This window comes from Ramlibacter sp. P4_H7 (genome assembly GCF_056400765.1).
Map to the genome: position 1 here is coordinate 130765 of NZ_JBFUKP010000009.1, position 13196 is coordinate 143960.

The window sequence follows — 13196 nt, forward strand, 5'->3', positions numbered from 1 at the left end:
TCGGCAGAATTGTCTCATGCGAGGTTTGCTGCTATTGCTGGCCTGTGCCTTCCTGTGCCCGGCCGCGTGGTCCGCGCATGGCTACGCACTGTGGGACGACCTGAAATACCCCGCAGGATTTGCCGCTTTCGACTATGCCCGCGCCGACGCGCCCAAGGGCGGGGAACTGCGGCTGGTCAGCAACCAGCGCTATTCCACCTTCGACAAATACAACCCGTTCACCATCAAGGGGGCGCCACCGGCCTACCTGGCGACCCTGCTGTTCGATTCCCTGCTGACCGGATCGATGGACGAGACCGCATCGGGCTACGGCCTGCTGGCCGAGGACGTGACCGTGGCGCCCGACCGCCTGAGCGCCACATTTCGGCTGCGGCCGCAGGCGCGGTTCCACAACGGGTCGCCGGTGCTGGCCGCGGACGTGCAGCACAGCTACGAGACCCTGATCAGCGCCTACGCCCAGCCCGGCTTCAAGACCCTGCTGGAAGACGTCGCCGGCTGCGACGTGCTGGACGAGCGCACCGTGCGCTTCCGCTTCAAGAAGCCGAACCGGGAGCTGCCGCTGACCGTCGGCGGCCTGCCCGTGTTCAGCCGCGACTGGGGGGTGGTCGGCGGCAAGCGCAAGCGCTTCGACGAGATCGTGATGGACATCCCGATCGGCAGCGGTCCCTACAAGATCGGGCCGGTGCGCTTCGGCAAGGACATCACCTACCAGCGCGACCCGAACTACTGGGCGCGCGACCTCGGCGTGCGGCGCGGTGGCGCCAATTTCGAACGCATCACGGTCAAGATCTACAAGGACAACACGGCGCGGCTGGAGGCGCTCAAGGCCGGCGAATTCGACATGATGACCTTCTACTCCGCGGGCGACTGGGCCCGCCGGGTGAATGGGCGCAAGTTCAATTCGGGCGAACTGGTCAAGCGCTCCTTCGAACACCGGCAGCCCGCCGGCTTCCAGAGCTACGTCCTCAACGCACGCCGCCCGCAGATGCAGGATCCCCGGGTGCGCGAGGCCCTGGGCCTGGCGCTGGACTACGAGTGGATGAACCGGCAGATGTTCTACAACGGCTATCCGCGCGTGAAGGACCTGTTCGGCAACACGGACTGCGCTGCCACCGGCACGCCTTCACCGCAGGAGCAGGCCCTGCTGGAACCCTGGCGGGGCAAGGTGCCCGATGCCGTGTTCGGGACCATGTACACGCCGCCCATCACAGAAGGCGCCGGGCACTCCCTGCGCGACAACCTGCGGCATGCCCAGGCGCTGTTGAAGGAGGCCGGCTGGGAATACCGCGATGGGGCCCTGCGCAACGCCAAGGGCGACCCCATGGTGCTGGAATACCTGGACAGCAGGGAGGGCGGCATCCGCACCGTCGGCCCCTGGATGCGCAACCTGGAGAAGCTGGGCGTCGAACTGCACTTCGCCTCGGTGGATTTCGCGCTGTACCAGCAGCGCCTGGACAAGTTCGAATTCGACATCACCACCATCAATTTCCCGGGCAGCCACAACCCCGGCCAGCAGCTCGCCGACATCTTCGGCAGCAAGGCGGCGGACACGGAGAGCTCGGGCAACTACATGGGTGTCAAGAGCCCGGCGGTCGATGCGCTGGTCGCCGCGGTGGCCGGGGCGAAGAGCAAGGCGGAACTGCTGCCCGCCTGCCGGGCCCTGGACCGGGTCATCATGCACAGCCATTACCTGATCCCGCAGTGGACCCTGACGTCGCACCGCATGGCCTACAACGCCTGGCGGCTGGCCTTCAAGGACCCCATGCCGCCTTATGCCGGTGCCGAGGAGTGGGTCATGTTCTACTGGTGGTCGCGCGGCGGCCCGGACCCGCGCTAGGCCATGTTCGCGTACATCCTCAAGCGCCTCCTGCTGATGATCCCGACCCTGATCGGGGTGCTGCTGGTCACCTTCGCGGTGATCCAGTTCGTGCCCGGCGGGCCGGTGGATCAGTACCTGTCCGAGGCCAAGGCGGCCGCGGGCCGCGGCGGCTTCGAGTCCGGCGGCTCCTCCTACCGCGGCAACCAGGGGGTGGACCCCAAGCGGCTGGCCGAGATCAAGGCCTTGTACGGCTTCGACAAGCCAGCCCACGAACGGCTGGTGCAGATGCTGGGCCAGTTCGCCCGGTTCGACCTGGGCAAGAGCTTCTTCCAGAACAAGGACGTCTGGAGCCTGATCCTCGAGAAGATGCCGGTGTCCATCAGCCTGGGGCTGTGGACCTTCCTGATCAGTTACGGGGTGGCGGTGCCGCTCGGCGTGGCCAAGGCCGTCCGGGCGGGCTCGCGCTTCGACTTCGTCACCACCCTCATCGTGCTGGTGGGCTATGCCATCCCGGGCTTCGTCCTGGGCGTGGCGCTGCTGGTGATCTTCGGTGGGCAACTCCAGTGGTTTCCGCTGCGGGGCCTGACCTCGCCCAACTGGGAAGAGCTCAGCTGGCCGGCCCGCGTCGTCGACTACCTCTGGCACATCACGCTGCCGGTGACGGCCATGGTCCTCGGCAGCTTTGCCGTGACGGCCATGCTGACCAAGAACTCCTTCCTGGAGGAGATCCGCAAGCAATACGTGCTGACGGCCCGGGCCAAGGGCCTGGGCGAACGGCAGGTGCTGTGGAAGCACATCTTCCGCAATGCGCTGATCCCGATCGTCACAGGGTTCCCGGGGGCCTTCGTTGGCGCCTTCTTCACCGGCTCCCTGCTGATCGAGACGCTGTTCTCGCTCGATGGCCTGGGGCTCCTGAGCTACGAGAGCGTGATCCGGCGCGACTACCCGGTGGTCCTGGGGACGCTCTACCTGTTCACGCTGATCGGGCTGGTCACCAAGCTGGTCAGCGACCTGAGCTACGTCTGGGTGGACCCGCGTGTCAAGTTCGACTGACTCCCCCGAAGCCGCCGTGCTCCCTGCCCACGAGGCGCCGCCCGGTGCCGGCCCGGCCCGAGTCGGCGGCGCCAGCGCACCGAGCGTCCACAATTCGCCCGCGCGCCGTGCGTGGATGCGCTTTCGCCGCAACCGCCTGGGCTACGTGAGCCTCGTGCTGTTCGTCGGCCTGGTGGTCCTGAGCCTGCTGGCCGAAGTGCTGTCCAACGACCGGCCGCTGGTGGTGCGTTACGAGGGCCAGACGTATTTCCCGATCTTCAAGGAGTATTCGGAGAAGACCTTCGGCGGCGACTTTCCGACGCCCACGGACTACCTCGACCCCTTCATCCGCCAACGCATCACGTCCGGCTCCAACTGGGCGCTCTACGCCCCCAACCCCTACGGCTACAAGACGATCAACTACTTCGCCAAATCGCCCAGTCCGGCGCCGCCGACCTGGAACAACTGGTTCGGCACCGACGATCGCGGACGCGACCTGCTGGCGCAATTGATCTACGGGTTTCGCGTCAGCGTGCTGTTCGCGCTGGCGCTGACGGTGATCGGCACGGCCCTGGGCATCCTGGCCGGTGCGGTGCAGGGCTTCTTCGCCGGCAAGACGGACCTCGCGATGCAGCGCTTCATCGAGATCTGGAGTTCGATGCCGGAGCTGTACCTCCTGATCATCTTCAGCGCGGTGCTGGCGCCCAGCATCGGGCTGCTGCTGGCGCTGCTGAGCCTGTTCGGCTGGATGTCGCTGGCCGATTACGTGCGCGCCGAATTCCTGCGCAACCGGCAGATGGACTACGTGCGGGCCGCCAGGGCCCTGGGAGTGGGAAATGGCCGGATCATGTGGAAGCACATCCTGCCCAACAGCATGACGCCGGTGGTGACCTTCCTGCCCTTTCGCATGAGCGCCGCCATCCTGGCGCTGACCTCGCTGGACTTCCTCGGGCTCGGCGTCCCGCCGGGCACGCCCTCCCTGGGCGAACTGCTGTCCCAGGGCAAGAACAACATCGACGCCTGGTGGATCTCCCTGTCCACCTTCGCCGTGCTGGTGCTGACGCTGCTGCTGCTGACCTTCATGGGCGACGCGCTGCGCGACGCGCTCGACCCACGCAAGGCCGACCAATGACGCAACCGCTGCTGGAAGTCCGTGACCTGTCCGTGTCCTTTGCCGGAAAGGAGGTGGTGCACGGGGTCAGCTTCGACATCGCCGCCGGCGAGAAGCTGGCGCTCGTCGGCGAATCCGGCTCCGGCAAGACGGTGACGGCCCTGGCCCTGCTGCGCCTGGTGCAGAACGCCAGGCTCGCGGGCACGGCCCGCTTCCATGGCGGCGACCGCGGGCCTGACGGCCTCGACCTGCTGGCTGCGCCGGAACGCGTGATGCTGGGCATCCGCGGCGGCGACATCGCCATGATCTTCCAGGAGCCGATGACGGCCCTGAACCCGCTGTTCTCGGTGGGCGAGCAGATCGCCGAGGTGCTGCAGCTGAAACAGGGACTGACGACCCGCCAGGCCTGGCAGGGCGCCATCGAGGCCCTGGCCGCCACCGGCATTCCCGAACCCGCTCGCCGGGCGCAGTCCTTCCCGCACCAGCTCTCCGGCGGCCAGCGCCAGCGCGCCATGATCGCCATGGCGCTCGCCTGCCGGCCGCGCCTGCTGCTGGCCGACGAACCCACGACCGCGCTGGACGTGACGCTGCGCGGCCAGATCCTCGACCTGCTGGCGGACCTGCAGCGGCAGACCGGCATGGCGGTGCTGCTGATCACGCACGACCTGAACCTGGTGCGGCGCTTCGCCGACCGCATCGCGGTCATGGAAGACGGGCACCTGGTGGAGCAGGGACCGGTGGAGACGGTGTTCCGGCAGCCGCAGCATGCCTACACCCGCAAGCTGATCGAGAGCAAGCCGGTGCGGGACGTGCAGCAGCCGGCCCCCGGCGGGACGGCGGTGATGCGGGCGGATGGCTTGCGGGTGATCTACCCGGTGCCGCTGGCTGGTTTCAAGGGCTGGTTCCGCAAGGGCGAATTCGTCGCGGTGCAGGGAGCGAAATTCGAACTGCCGCCCGGCGGCACGGTGGGCATCGTGGGAGAGTCCGGCTCGGGCAAGTCCACCATGGCGCTGGCGGCGCTGGGCCTGATCCCGCACGAGGGCGAACTGGAGGTGGTCGGCAAGCGCTGGGGCCCGGACAGCGCCGGCAACCGGGCGATCCGGCGGCTGGTGCAGGTGGTGTTCCAGGATCCCTTTTCCTCGCTGTCGCCGCGCATGACGGTGGAGGAGATCGTGGGCGAGGGCCTGCTGGTCCACGCGCCGGCACTGACGGAGGAGCAGCGGCGCGAGCGCGTCTACCGCACGCTGGAGGAGGTCGGCCTGTCCGAATCGCAGTTCCCGGGGCTGCTGGGGCGCTACCCGCACGAATTCTCCGGCGGCCAGCGCCAGCGCCTGGCGATCGCCCGCGCCCTGATCGTGGAGCCGCAGGTGCTGGTGCTGGACGAACCCACCAGCGCGCTGGACGTCACCATCCAGAAGCAGGTGCTGCGCCTGCTGCAGCGTCTGCAGCGGGAGCGTGGCCTGTCGTACCTGCTGATCACCCACGACGTGGACGTGATCCGCGCGATGGCGCACGAGGTGCTGGTGATGAAGGACGGGCTGATCCTGGAATCGGGCAGCGTCGACGAGGTACTCGCCGCGCCGCGCAATCCATATACCCAGGCGCTGGTGGCGGCGGCGGCCTGAGCGCTCACAGGGCCATCCACACCCCCGCCGCCCCGGCGACCACCAGGCTGGCGGCCCAGGCGGCGTCCAGGTTGAACCAGGCCCGGCGCAGGAACTGCAGGCCCAGGTAGCGATAGACGGCCCAGGCCATCGCCATGCCGGCCAGCATCATGGCCAGGGTGTGCACGGTGGCCACCGCCAGCGCCGTCGCGGTCCCCGAGCGCGCCAAGGCCCGCGCGATCGCGTTGTGCGCCGCACCGAGGCCCGTTCCTGCATCCTCCGGACCGCACAGGCCCAGCAGGAAGGGCAGCAGCATCAGTCCGGCGCCGTGCGCCGTGGCCATGAGGAAGGACCACCAGGCGAGCCGCGTCGGCGGGATCCGCGCCAGGGCGCGGGGATGGCGCCGGTCCACCAGCTTGTAAAGGCCGAACAGCAGCACCAGCAGGCCGGCGCCCAGCCGGATGGCGCGGCTCCATTCGTTGGTCCACACCAGTCCGGCCAGCGGCACCAGCACCACGGCCATGGCCGCGAAGTGTCCGCCGCCCAGGGGCAGCACCGTGCGGAACACGGCGCCGGCGCGCCGCTCGGTCAGGCCGTTGGCCACGGCCAGCGGCCAACCCATCGCGGGGTTCAGGCCGTGGTAGAGCCCGACGGCGACGATCGCGAGCCAGAGCGCCGCGGTGGCGTTCAAGCCGAGGGATAGCAGAACGAGTCGGTGGAGCAGTCGCCGCCCTGCAGGCGGACCTGGTGCGCGCCGTACTCCGATCCGAAATCGACATAGAACTCGCGATCGAGCTCCATGCCGCCGTTCGCGCCCACCTTGCACATCGCCTGCACGCCGGGTACGCCTTCGGGATAGAACTGCGCATCCCAGGTGCTGTACAGGGAGTTGGTGAAGAAGACGCGCTTGCCGTCGCGGCTGATCTCGGTCATCTGCGGTCCACCGCCGAACGGCCGCCCCGTGGGATGCTTCTCGTGCCGCGCGATGCCACCGACGCGCACGCTGTCCGCCAGCCTGGGGGCCATCGGATCGGTCACGTCGTACTGCCGTAGCTCGCCCGTGCCCCAGCACGCCACGTAGAGGAAGCGGTCGTCCAGCGAGAGGTCGATGTCGCTGATCAGCGGCGGCACCGCGCCGAAGCCCTTCAGCAGCGACGGCAGCTGGTCGGCGGGCACCGGCTCCGCGGGAATGGTGGCCGTCTTGCGGGCATGGAAGGTCCCGTTTTCGCGGTACCAGGTCCAGATGGAGCCTTCGAGATTGGTGGTGTCCACGACCACGCCGAGAAAACCGTACTCGCGGCTCGGATCGTGCGCCGGCCTGATCTCCAGGGCCATCTGGTGGTTGGCGCCGAGGTCGATGGTCTGCACGTGCCTGCGCTCGCGCAGGTTCCAGAAGTGCAGCGCATGCCCGTACTTGTTGGCCAGCAGGTCTTCCGCCACGATGCCGTTTTCGAATTGCGGCGGCAGCGCCCATTCGCTGGAGACCATGTAGTCGCGCGGCAGGTTCCACCAGAAGTCGTAGTGCTTGGTCTGCGGACCGCGGTCGATCTCCCAGCGCCCCAGCACCTCGAAGGTCTGGCAGTCGACGATGAAGATTCCGGGCGGTCCCTGGGTGCCGTCCGGGCCGGCGCCGCCCAGCGTGCTGACGTAGATGCCCTCGGGACCGCAGTGCACCGTGTGCGGACGCGAATAGCCGGTCTTGCGCAGGATCTCGTCCGGCTCGATCGTCTTGATCAGTCTGGGCGCCGCCGGGTCCGGCTGCGTGTCGAGGATGTACAGGCGCGAGGAGCGCATGCCCGGCACGATGAGGTAGCGCCTTTGCAGGAACGGGTGGCCGGTCAGCGGCGACAGGGCCGAACTGCAGGCGTTCCAGCCGAAGTGGTGCAGCTCGTCGCCGCGGTTCGGCAGGTCGACGCGCTTGAGCACCTTCGAGTAGTGCTTGGAGGACGGGTCGACGTCGACCACCGCGATCGCATCGGGCCGCGAGCGGTCGGGCGAAAGCAGGGCGGTGTAGGCCAGACGTTCGGGTTCCGCTTCCATCGCCAGGCGGGGCGAGGGATGGAAGGTGGGATCGGGGCGCAGGGGTTGGGTCATGGCAGTTCCTCGTTCGTGCCGCCGCGCGCTGGGTGCCGACGCTGGCGGAGAGCCTCATGAATAGATCGCCACGCACCGGAGTTCAAGCGCATGTTGATGGGAGGGGCAAGCCGGGGCGGCCCAGCCCGGCCGTGGCGGGAAGGCGTTGCTTCGCTTGCGCACGGCCGGCAATCGGAGTAGTTTTTCCGTCCCCGTGAAGACCTGCCCGTTCAGCGCCGAACCGGCCTCGCCGTCCAGCTCGTGGCTGTACCTGCTGGAGCGCTTCGACGTGGGCGTCGTGCACATCGACCGCGAACTGCGCGTGGTCGGCATGAACGACTTCGCGCGCCGCAGCCTGCCGGTGCAGGAGAAGCTGCCCTTCGGCAAGATCGTCACGTCGTTCCACCCGGAGGCCGCGCGAGCGAAGCTGAAATTCCTGCTGGGCCAGGCGGAATGCCCGGTGAACAACGCGCCGCCGATGGCGCTGATGATCAACATCCCGGACCGCGTGCTGCTGATCAAGGTGTCCAAGATGGGCGACGCCCAGGGCGGCACCATTGGCTACACGCTGGTCTTCTATGACATCACCGACGTGGTGAGCCACAAGGTCGACGGCGGCCCCGCGCGCGAGGGCGTGGAGCGCCGGCTGCTGCGCAAGATCCCCACCATCAAGAAGAACCGCGTGCTGCTGGTGGACGTGCCCGGCGTGCAGTTCATCCGCTCCGAGGGGCACTACACCTGGGTCCACACGCCGCAGGGCAGCCAGTTCTGCAACCTCACCATCGGCGACCTGGAAAGCCGGCTGGACCCGCAGCTGTTCCTGCGGGTGCACCGCAGCTACATCGTCAACCTGTCGCAGGTGGACGAGATCGTGCGCGACGACGGGCGCATGGTGCTGCGCATGATGGGTTCCACCCCCGTGGACATCCCCGTGTCGCGGGCCAGCGCGCCGCACCTCATGGAGCAGCTCGGGCTGGGCGACGGCGTCGCCTTGCCGACGCGTACCTGAACGGCCGTTTCGTGCAGCCCTGACGCCGTTCGTGCAGCCGGACGGCCGTTGGTTGCGCCGTTCCCTCACCCCGCGCGCCTTTCCCTACAGTCCTGCGCCCGGGCCGGTCAGCCCGCTTCAGGAGACGAGCGTGATCCCCAGCGCTTTCGAATACCACGCCCCGACCAGCCTGCCCGACGCCATTGCCCTGCTCGGCCGCTTCGGCGACGAGGCCAAGCTGCTGGCAGGCGGCCACAGCCTGTTGCCGATGATGAAGCTGCGCTTCGCAGCGCCGGCCCACCTGATCGACCTGGGCCGCATCCCCGACCTGCGGGGCATCTCCGAAGCCGGAAACGAAATCCACATCGGCGCCATGACCACCGAGAACGAGCTGGTGTGGTCGAAGCTGCTGGCCGACAAGGTGCCGCTGCTGGTGGAGGGCGCGCGCTGGATCGCCGACCCGCAGGTCCGCTACCGCGGCACGGTCGGCGGCGACATCTCCCACGGCGATCCTGCCAATGACCACCCGGCGCTGATGCTGGCGCTGGACGCGTCCTTCGTCCTGCGCGGGCCGCGGGGCGAGCGCGTGGTGAAGGCGGCGGATTTCTTCCAGGGCCTGTATGCCACCGAACTGCAGGCGGGTGAGGTGCTCACCCGCATCCAGGTCCCGATCCCGCCGCCCGGTACCGGCTGGGCCTACGAAAAGCTCAAGCGAAAGATCGGCGACTTCGCCACGGCGGCGGCCGCCGTGCTGCTCGCCCTGGACGGGGGCCGGGTGGCCCGGGTCAGCATCGCCCTGACCAATGCCGGCGCGACGCCCCTGAAGGCGACCGCCGCCGAAGCGTCGCTGATCGGGCGCGCGCTGGACGAAGCGGCGCTGTCCGAGGCGGCACGCCTGGCCATGGAGATCTGCGATCCCGTGGCGGACCAGCGCGGGGACGCCGACTACAAGCGGGCAATGGCCGGGGAGATGACCCGCCGCGCCCTCCTGAAGGCCCAGCAGCGCGCGGCCTGAGGCCGGAAACCCAAGGAGTGGACATGGCGAACAAGCACGTGGTGTCGTTCCGGCTGAACGGCAAGGAAGTCGACGTGGCGGTGGAGCCGCGCGAGCTACTGATCCATACGCTGCGCGAGCGTCTGCTGCATACCGGCCCGCACATCGGCTGCGAGACCTCGCACTGCGGGGCCTGCACGGTGGACCTGAACGGCACCTCGGTGAAGTCCTGCACCATGCTCACGGTGCAGTGCGAGGGCGCCGAGATGCTGACCATCGAGGGGCTGGAGCAGGGCGGCGTGCTGCATGCGCTGCAGCAGGCGTTCCACGAGCAGCACGGCCTGCAGTGCGGCTTCTGCACGCCGGGGATGATCACCCGGGCCTACCGCCTGCTGCAGGAGAACCCCAATCCCAACGAAGAGGAGATCCGCTACTGGATCTCCGGCAACCTGTGCCGCTGCACGGGCTACCAGAACATCGTCAAGGCGGTGCAGGCGGCCGCGCAGAAGCTGGCGCAGCCGGCCTGAGGGAGAACGACCATGGGCGACATGTCTGAACTCCAGCAACGCGAGGACGCCCTCCAGGGCATGGGCACCTCCCTCCTGCGCAAGGAGGACGCGCGCTTCATCCGCGGCCAGGGCAGCTACGTGGACGACATCAAGCTGCCGGGCATGCTGTTCGGCGCGCTGGTGCGCAGCCCCTACGCGCACGCGCGCATCAAGGGCATCGACAAGAGCAAGGCGTTGGCCTGCCCAGGGGTGGTCGCCGTGCTGACGGCCGACGACCTGAAACCGGTCAAGCTCCACTGGATGCCGACCCTGGGCGGCGACGTGCAGGCGGTGCTGGCCGACCAGAAGGTCTGCTTCCAGCTGCAGGAAGTGGCGATGGTGCTGGCGACCGACCGCTATGCGGCCGCCGATGGCGCCGCCCTCGTCGAAGTGGACTACGAAGAGCTGCCGGCCATCGTCGATCCGAAGAAATCCATGGCCCCCGACGCCCCGGTGATCCGCGAGGACATCGCCGAGAAGAAGGAGGTCGGCCATGGGCCGCGCACCCATCCCAACCACATCTTCACCTGGGAGGCCGGCGACAAGGCGGCGGCGGATGCGGCATTCGTCGGCGCGGCGGTGACCGTGCGCGAGGAAATCCTCAACCCGAGGGTGCATCCCTGTCCGCTGGAGACCTGCGGCTGCGTCGCTTCCTTCAGCAAGGCGACCGGCAACCTGACCGTGTACCTCACCAGCCAGGCGCCGCACCTCGTGCGGACGGTGCTCGCCATGCTGTCGGGCATCGCTGAAAGCAAGATCCGGGTGGTCGGGGGCGACATCGGCGGCGGCTTCGGCAACAAGGTGCCGGTGTATCCGGGCTACGTGGTGGCGATCGTCGCTTCCATCGTGACCGGCGTGCCGATCAAGTGGATCGAATCACGCATCGACAACATCTCCACCACCGGCTTCGCCCGCGACTACCACGGCATCGGCGAACTGGCGGCCGACGCCGACGGCCGCATCAAGGGCCTGCGCTTCACCGCCCTGGCCGACCACGGCGCCTTCAATTCGCACGTTTCGGCGACCAAGTTCCCGGCCGGCCTGTTCTCCATCTGCACCGGCTCGTACGCCATCCCCAACGCCTATTGCCGGGTCGACGCGGTCTACACCAACAAGGCGCCGGGCGGCGTGGCCTACCGCTGCTCGCTGCGGGTGACCGAGGCGGTCTACCTGATCGAGCGGATGATCGATGTGCTGGCGCAGAAGCTGGGCATCGACAAGGCGGAGATCCGTCGCCGCAACTTCGTCCAGAAGGAGCAGTTCCCCTACACCACGTCGCTGGGCTGGACCCTGGACAGCGGCGACTACGTTCCGGCGCTGGAGAAGGTGCTCAATGCCGTCGATTACGAAGGCCTGCGGCGCGAACAGGCGGAGAAGCGGGCGAAGGGCGAGCTGATGGGCATCGGCCTCTCCACCTTCACCGAGATCGTCGGCGCGGGTCCCACCAAGGCCTGCGACATCCTGGGCATCGGCCTGTTCGACAGCTGCGAGATCCGCGTGCATCCCACCGGCGGCGTGATCGCCCGCCTGGGCACCATGAGCCAGGGGCAGGGCCACGCGACCACCTACGCGCAGATCATCGCCACCGAGCTGGGCCTGCCGGCCAGCGACATCGTGGTGGAGGAGGGCGACACCGACAAGGCGCCCTATGGTGCCGGCACCTGGGGATCGCGCTCCACGCCGGTGTCGGGAGCCGCCACCGCCAAGGCCGCCCGCAAGATCAAGGACAAGGCGCGCCAGATCGCGGCGCACCTGCTGGAAGTGGGCGAGGGCGACCTGGAGTGGGAGGTCGATCGCTTCACCGTCAAGGGCAACCCCGGCCAGGCCAAGACCATGAAGGAGATCTGCATGGCGGCCCATACCGGCAACCTGCCGGACGGGATGGAGCAGGGCCTGAACGCGGTGGCGTACTACGACCCGCCGAACCTGACCTATCCCTTCGGCGCGTATGTCTGCGTGGTCGACATCGACCGCTTCACCGGCGAGGTGAAGGTGCGGCGCCTCTATGCGCTCGACGACTGCGGCACGCGCATCAACCCGATGATCATCGAGGGGCAGATCCACGGCGGCCTGACCGAGGCGCTGGCGGTGGCACTGGGCCAGCAGATCCCCTTCGACGAGAACGGCAACCACCTGGGCAACAGCCTGATGGATTACTTCCTGCCGACGGCGGTGGAAACGCCGCATTGGGAAACCGACCACACCGTCACGCCGTCGCCGCACCACCCGCTGGGGGCCAAGGGGGTCGCCGAGTCGCCGCACGTGGGCGGCATCCCCTGCATCAGCAATGCGGTGATCGATGCCTTTGCCCACCTGGGGGTGACGCACATGGACATGCCGCACAGCGCCTGGCGGGTCTGGCAGCAGTGCCACGCGCTGGGCATCGACCGCCACTGAAGGAACGCCGCCATGAAAGTGGAGCTGGAGAAGTCCTTTCCCCTGCCGGCTCCGGTCGAGGCCGCCTGGACGCTGCTGCAGGACGTCGAGGCGGTGGCGGGCTGCATGCCGGGCGCGCGCATCACCGAACGGGTGGATGACACCCACTACAAGGGCACCGTGACCGTCAAGCTGGGGCCCGCCAGCATGGCGTTCCGCGGCGAGGTCGAGGTGAAGGACGTGGACGCCGCCGCGCGTTCGCTGCGCCTGGCCGGCCGCGGCATGGACACCACCGGGAGCTCCGGTGCCACGATGGACCTGCACGCCCGGGTGGAGGTCGTCGATGCGGCGTCCTGCCGCCTCGTGGGGCGCAGCGAGGTGTCGGTCAGCGGCAAGGCAGCGACCTTTGGCGGGCGTCTCATGCAGGGCGTCGCCGACCAGGTGCTGCAGCAGTTCGTCGCCAACTTCGCCCAGCGGCTGCCCGCAGTCGCCGCCGATGCGACGGCGCAGGACACGGCGGCGGCAACGGCCGCGGTCGCTACGCCAGCGATCCCGCCCCCCGCGCGCGAACTCAACGGCCTGGCGCTCGCCTGGGCCATGTTTCGGAGCTGGCTGCACCGCCTGTTCGCGGCGCGGCGGGCCTGAGGGGAG

General features: G+C 68.6%; 11 protein-coding genes. 9 read left to right on the plus strand and 2 right to left on the minus strand.

The features are described 5' to 3' along the window. Positions 1-16 precede the first annotated feature (16 nt). Genes AC1DSA_RS14235 through AC1DSA_RS14250 form a run of 4 tightly spaced genes read left to right on the plus strand, consistent with a single transcriptional unit; the run spans position 17 to position 5587 of the window. Complete coding sequence (locus AC1DSA_RS14235; protein ID WP_477890220.1) at positions 17-1837, plus strand: extracellular solute-binding protein; 1821 nt, start codon at positions 17-19, stop codon at positions 1835-1837. A gap of 3 nt (positions 1838-1840) precedes the next feature. Next, positions 1841-2872 (plus strand): microcin C ABC transporter permease YejB, encoded by a 1032-nt coding sequence (locus AC1DSA_RS14240; protein ID WP_477890222.1) that lies wholly within the window; start codon positions 1841-1843, stop codon positions 2870-2872. Positions 2873-2888: 16 nt separating this feature from the next. Next, positions 2889-3983, plus strand: coding sequence for an ABC transporter permease (locus AC1DSA_RS14245; protein WP_477890224.1), 1095 nt, complete (start codon positions 2889-2891; stop codon positions 3981-3983). After that, positions 3980-5587, plus strand: a complete 1608-nt coding sequence (locus AC1DSA_RS14250; protein ID WP_477890226.1) for an ABC transporter ATP-binding protein — start codon at positions 3980-3982, stop codon at positions 5585-5587. Before AC1DSA_RS14245 ends, AC1DSA_RS14250 begins: the two co-directional genes overlap by 4 nt. 4 nt (positions 5588-5591) lie before the next feature. On the opposite strand, the gene AC1DSA_RS14255 is transcribed toward AC1DSA_RS14250, so the two are convergent. Both AC1DSA_RS14255 and AC1DSA_RS14260 read right to left on the minus strand, forming a co-directional pair. Further along, on the minus strand, positions 5592-6257 hold the full coding sequence (locus AC1DSA_RS14255) for a hypothetical protein (RefSeq protein WP_477890228.1): 666 nt from the start codon (positions 6255-6257) through the stop codon (positions 5592-5594). Then, positions 6254-7660 (minus strand): selenium-binding protein SBP56-related protein, encoded by a 1407-nt coding sequence (locus AC1DSA_RS14260; protein ID WP_477890230.1) that lies wholly within the window; start codon positions 7658-7660, stop codon positions 6254-6256. Before AC1DSA_RS14260 ends, AC1DSA_RS14255 begins: the two co-directional genes overlap by 4 nt. 193 nt (positions 7661-7853) lie before the next feature. Between AC1DSA_RS14260 and AC1DSA_RS14265 the strand changes: the two genes are divergently transcribed. The 5 genes from AC1DSA_RS14265 (at position 7854) to AC1DSA_RS14285 (ending at position 13190) form a co-directional block, all read left to right on the plus strand. Beyond that, on the plus strand, positions 7854-8648 hold the full coding sequence (locus AC1DSA_RS14265) for a PAS domain-containing transcriptional regulator (protein ID WP_477890232.1): 795 nt from the start codon (positions 7854-7856) through the stop codon (positions 8646-8648). A 130-nt stretch (positions 8649-8778) separates the two neighbouring features. Beyond that, the gene (locus AC1DSA_RS14270) at positions 8779-9642 is read left to right on the plus strand and encodes an FAD binding domain-containing protein (RefSeq protein ID WP_477890234.1); all 864 of its coding nucleotides are present in this window, start codon (positions 8779-8781) and stop codon (positions 9640-9642) included. Positions 9643-9665: 23 nt separating this feature from the next. Then, on the plus strand, positions 9666-10148 hold the full coding sequence (locus AC1DSA_RS14275; protein WP_477890236.1) for a (2Fe-2S)-binding protein: 483 nt from the start codon (positions 9666-9668) through the stop codon (positions 10146-10148). A 21-nt stretch (positions 10149-10169) separates the two neighbouring features. Continuing rightward, the gene (locus tag AC1DSA_RS14280) at positions 10170-12566 is read left to right on the plus strand and encodes an aerobic carbon-monoxide dehydrogenase large subunit (RefSeq protein WP_477890238.1); all 2397 of its coding nucleotides are present in this window, start codon (positions 10170-10172) and stop codon (positions 12564-12566) included. Positions 12567-12578: 12 nt separating this feature from the next. Then, positions 12579-13190 carry an SRPBCC family protein gene (locus tag AC1DSA_RS14285; RefSeq protein WP_477890240.1) on the plus strand — a complete coding sequence of 204 codons (612 nt, stop codon included), beginning with the start codon at positions 12579-12581 and terminating at the stop codon, positions 13188-13190. The last annotated feature ends 6 nt before the right edge of the window (positions 13191-13196 follow it).